General features: G+C 51.7%; 2 tRNA genes and 3 rRNA genes. All 5 read right to left on the reverse strand.

The features are described 5' to 3' along the window. Positions 1–11: 11 nt before the first annotated feature. Positions 12–127: ribosomal RNA gene (gene rrf / locus GJV37_RS29415) — 5S ribosomal RNA — on the reverse strand. A gap of 134 nt (positions 128–261) precedes the next feature. After that, positions 262–3153: ribosomal RNA gene (locus GJV37_RS29420) — 23S ribosomal RNA — on the reverse strand. Between the two features lie 229 nt (positions 3154–3382). Further along, positions 3383–3458 (reverse strand) — tRNA-Ala (locus tag GJV37_RS29425). A 29-nt stretch (positions 3459–3487) separates the two neighbouring features. Beyond that, a tRNA-Ile gene (locus GJV37_RS29430) sits at positions 3488–3564 on the reverse strand. A gap of 64 nt (positions 3565–3628) precedes the next feature. Continuing rightward, positions 3629–5165, reverse strand: a 16S ribosomal RNA gene (locus tag GJV37_RS29435). Together the 16S, 23S and 5S rRNA genes with 2 tRNA genes alongside form the textbook arrangement of a ribosomal RNA operon. Positions 5166–5357 lie beyond the last annotated feature (192 nt).

Here is a 5357-nt window from a genome sequence, read left to right on the forward strand (position 1 = left end):
TTGGGATAGGAGCTTGACGATGACCTACTCTCACATGGAGAAACTCCACACTACCATCGGCGATGCGTCGTTTCACTACTGAGTTCGGGATGGGATCAGGTGGTTCCAACGCTCTATGGTCGTCAAGCAATTCTTTAGGACGCTCGTGGCAGTTGCACACGCTCATCCAGATTCGGGTATGTGACAGGTAATTTGCGGTTCACACGAACTTTCGGTTCGTTACGTCTTCACCGTACAACACACAAATTGTTTGGGTGTTATATGGTCAAGCCTCACGGGCAATTAGTATCGGTTAGCTCAACGCCTCACAGCGCTTACACACCCGACCTATCAACGTCGTAGTCTTCGACGGCCCTTTAGGGGAATCAAGTTCCCAGTGAGATCTCATCTTGAGGCTAGTTTCCCGCTTAGATGCTTTCAGCGGTTATCTATTCCGAACATAGCTACCCGGCAATGCCACTGGCGTGACAACCGGAACACCAGAGGTTCGTCCACTCCGGTCCTCTCGTACTAGGAGCAGCCCCTCTCAAATCTCAAACGTCCACGGCAGATAGGGACCGAACTGTCTCACGACGTTCTAAACCCAGCTCGCGTACCACTTTAAATGGCGAACAGCCATACCCTTGGGACCGGCTTCAGCCCCAGGATGTGATGAGCCGACATCGAGGTGCCAAACACCGCCGTCGATATGAACTCTTGGGCGGTATCAGCCTGTTATCCCCGGAGTACCTTTTATCCGTTGAGCGATGGCCCTTCCATACAGAACCACCGGATCACTAAGACCTACTTTCGTACCTGCTCGACGTGTCTGTCTCGCAGTCAAGCGCGCTTTTGCCTTTATACTCTACGACCGATTTCCGACCGGTCTGAGCGCACCTTCGTACTCCTCCGTTACTCTTTAGGAGGAGACCGCCCCAGTCAAACTGCCCACCATACACTGTCCTCGATCCGGATAACGGACCAGAGTTAGAACCTCAAGCATGCCAGGGTGGTATTTCAAGGATGGCTCCACGCAGACTGGCGTCCACGCTTCAAAGCCTCCCACCTATCCTACACAAGCAGGCTCAAAGTCCAGTGCAAAGCTACAGTAAAGGTTCACGGGGTCTTTCCGTCTAGCCGCGGATACACTGCATCTTCACAGCGATTTCAATTTCACTGAGTCTCGGGTGGAGACAGCGCCGCCATCGTTACGCCATTCGTGCAGGTCGGAACTTACCCGACAAGGAATTTCGCTACCTTAGGACCGTTATAGTTACGGCCGCCGTTTACCGGGGCTTCGATCAAGAGCTTCGCTTTCGCTAACCCCATCAATTAACCTTCCGGCACCGGGCAGGCGTCACACCCTATACGTCCACTTTCGTGTTTGCAGAGTGCTGTGTTTTTAATAAACAGTCGCAGCGGCCTGGTATCTTCGACCGGCATGGGCTTACGTAGTAAATACTTCACCCTCGCCGGCGCACCTTCTCCCGAAGTTACGGTGCCATTTTGCCTAGTTCCTTCACCCGAGTTCTCTCAAGCGCCTTGGTATTCTCTACCCAACCACCTGTGTCGGTTTGGGGTACGGTTCCTAGTTACCTGAAGCTTAGAAGCTTTTCCTGGAAGCATGGCATCAACCACTTCATCATCTGAAAGATGACTCGTCATCAGCTCTCGGCATTAAGACCCCGGATTTACCTAAGATCTCTGCCTACCACCTTAAACTTGGACAACCAACGCCAAGCTGGCCTAGCCTTCTCCGTCCCTCCATCGCAGTAACTAGAAGTACAGGAATATTAACCTGTTTCCCATCGACTACGCTCTTCAGCCTCGCCTTAGGGACCGACTAACCCTGCGTCGATTAACGTTGCGCAGGAACCCTTGGTCTTTCGGCGTGGGAGTTTTTCACTCCCATTGTCGTTACTCATGTCAGCATTCGCACTTCTGATACCTCCAGCAAGCTTCTCAACTCACCTTCACAGGCTTACAGAACGCTCCTCTACCGCGCATCTTGCGATGCACCCGTAGCTTCGGTGTATGGTTTGAGCCCCGTTACATCTTCCGCGCAGGCCGACTCGACTAGTGAGCTATTACGCTTTCTTTAAAGGGTGGCTGCTTCTAAGCCAACCTCCTAGCTGTCTAAGCCTTCCCACATCGTTTACCACTTAACCATAACTTTGGGACCTTAGCTGACGGTCTGGGTTGTTTCCCTTTTCACGACGGACGTTAGCACCCGCCGTGTGTCTCCCACGCTGACACTTCCAGGTATTCGGAGTTTGCATCGGTTTGGTAAGTCGGGATGACCCCCTAGCCGAAACAGTGCTCTACCCCCTGGAGTGATACGTGAGGCGCTACCTAAATAGCTTTCGAGGAGAACCAGCTATCTCCGAGCTTGATTAGCCTTTCACTCCGATCCACAAGTCATCCCCTACCTTTTCAACGGGAGTGGGTTCGGTCCTCCAGTCAGTGTTACCTAACCTTCAACCTGCTCATGGATAGATCGCCCGGTTTCGGGTCTATACCCAGCGACTAATTCGCCCTATTAAGACTCGCTTTCGCTACGCCTTCCCTATTCGGTTAAGCTCGCCACTGAATATAAGTCGCTGACCCATTATACAAAAGGTACGCAGTCACCTAACAAAGTAGGCTCCCACTGCTTGTACGCATACGGTTTCAGGTTCTATTTCACTCCCCTCTCCGGGGTTCTTTTCGCCTTTCCCTCACGGTACTGGTTCACTATCGGTCAGTCAGTAGTATTTAGCCTTGGAGGATGGTCCCCCCATATTCAGACAAAGTTTCTCGTGCTCCGTCCTACTCGATTTCACTTCAAAGAACCTTTCACATACGGGGCTATCACCCACTATGGCCGCACTTTCCAGAGCGTTCTGTTAGATTCAAAGAAGCTTAAGGGCTAGTCCCCGTTCGCTCGCCACTACTAAGGGAATCTCGGTTGATTTCTTTTCCTCAGGGTACTTAGATGTTTCAGTTCCCCTGGTTCGCCTCTTACACCTATGTATTCAGTGCAAGATACCTGGCTTATGCCAAGTGGGTTTCCCCATTCAGAGATCTCCGGATCAAAGTCTGTTTGCCGACTCCCCGAAGCTTATCGCAGGCTACCACGTCTTTCATCGCCTCTGACTGCCAAGGCATCCACCGTATGCGCTTCTTCACTTGACCATATAACCCCAAGCAATCTGGTTATTGTCTCTAACGTGAAGACGACATTCGCCGAAAATTCGCGCTTGAACTCGCAAATTTTACCTTGACTTGAATAATCACCAGTGAAAGAGATTATTCAGTCTACTTCTATCACATACCCAAATTTTTAAAGAACGGTTCTGGCACAAAGACCAGACATCAATGTTCGTTCAACCTGAACATTCATGTCTGAGCTTTCGACGATTAATGGTGGAGCCAAGGAGGATCGAACTCCTGACCTCCTGCGTGCAAAGCAGGCGCTCTCCCAGCTGAGCTATGGCCCCTTATCGGATCAGCAGCACACCACAACAATTGGTGGGTCTGGGCAGATTCGAACTGCCGACCTCACCCTTATCAGGGGTGCGCTCTAACCAACTGAGCTACAGACCCAATCGTCTAACCAGTGAATCAAGCAATTCGTGTGGGAGCTTATGAAGAAGCTGAGATCTTCGATTAAGGAGGTGATCCAGCCGCAGGTTCCCCTACGGCTACCTTGTTACGACTTCACCCCAGTCATGAATCACTCCGTGGTAACCGTCCCCCTTGCGGTTAGACTAGCTACTTCTGGAGCAACCCACTCCCATGGTGTGACGGGCGGTGTGTACAAGGCCCGGGAACGTATTCACCGTGACATTCTGATTCACGATTACTAGCGATTCCGACTTCACGCAGTCGAGTTGCAGACTGCGATCCGGACTACGATCGGTTTTATGGGATTAGCTCCACCTCGCGGCTTGGCAACCCTCTGTACCGACCATTGTAGCACGTGTGTAGCCCTGGCCGTAAGGGCCATGATGACTTGACGTCATCCCCACCTTCCTCCGGTTTGTCACCGGCAGTCTCCTTAGAGTGCCCACCATAACGTGCTGGTAACTAAGGACAAGGGTTGCGCTCGTTACGGGACTTAACCCAACATCTCACGACACGAGCTGACGACAGCCATGCAGCACCTGTGTTCCGATTCCCGAAGGCACTCTCGCATCTCTGCAAGATTCCGGACATGTCAAGGCCAGGTAAGGTTCTTCGCGTTGCTTCGAATTAAACCACATGCTCCACCGCTTGTGCGGGCCCCCGTCAATTCATTTGAGTTTTAACCTTGCGGCCGTACTCCCCAGGCGGTCGACTTATCGCGTTAGCTGCGCCACTAAAATCTCAAGGATTCCAACGGCTAGTCGACATCGTTTACGGCGTGGACTACCAGGGTATCTAATCCTGTTTGCTCCCCACGCTTTCGCACCTCAGTGTCAGTATCAGTCCAGGTGGTCGCCTTCGCCACTGGTGTTCCTTCCTATATCTACGCATTTCACCGCTACACAGGAAATTCCACCACCCTCTACCGTACTCTAGTCAGGCAGTTATGGATGCAGTTCCCAGGTTGAGCCCGGGGATTTCACATCCATCTTACCAAACCACCTACGCGCGCTTTACGCCCAGTAATTCCGATTAACGCTTGCACCCTTCGTATTACCGCGGCTGCTGGCACGAAGTTAGCCGGTGCTTATTCTGTTGGTAACGTCAAAACAGCAAGGTATTAACTTACTGCCCTTCCTCCCAACTTAAAGTGCTTTACAATCCGAAGACCTTCTTCACACACGCGGCATGGCTGGATCAGGCTTTCGCCCATTGTCCAATATTCCCCACTGCTGCCTCCCGTAGGAGTCTGGACCGTGTCTCAGTTCCAGTGTGACTGATCATCCTCTCAGACCAGTTACGGATCGTCGCCTTGGTAGGCCTTTACCCCACCAACTAGCTAATCCGACCTAGGCTCATCTGATAGCGCAAGGCCCGAAGGTCCCCTGCTTTCTCCCGTAGGACGTATGCGGTATTAGCGTTCCTTTCGAAACGTTGTCCCCCACTACCAGGCAGATTCCTAGGCATTACTCACCCGTCCGCCGCTGAATCCGGGAGCAAGCTCCCATCATCCGCTCGACTTGCATGTGTTAGGCCTGCCGCCAGCGTTCAATCTGAGCCATGATCAAACTCTTCAGTTCAATACTGCTTGGGTTTTGAGAAAACCCTAAACTTGGCTCAGCAATCGCATGCTCAACTTAATGAGCTAAAACTCTCGAATTCACGAGTGTTACTTGCGTTGCTGATAATCAGTCGATCATCAGTCTTACATCACAAGCACCCACACGAATTGCTTGATTCAACTTGTTAAAGAGCAGTTGGTTAAGGCTTTC

This window comes from Pseudomonas nitroreducens (assembly GCF_010994165.1).
GTDB lineage: Bacteria > Pseudomonadota > Gammaproteobacteria > Pseudomonadales > Pseudomonadaceae > Pseudomonas > Pseudomonas nitroreducens.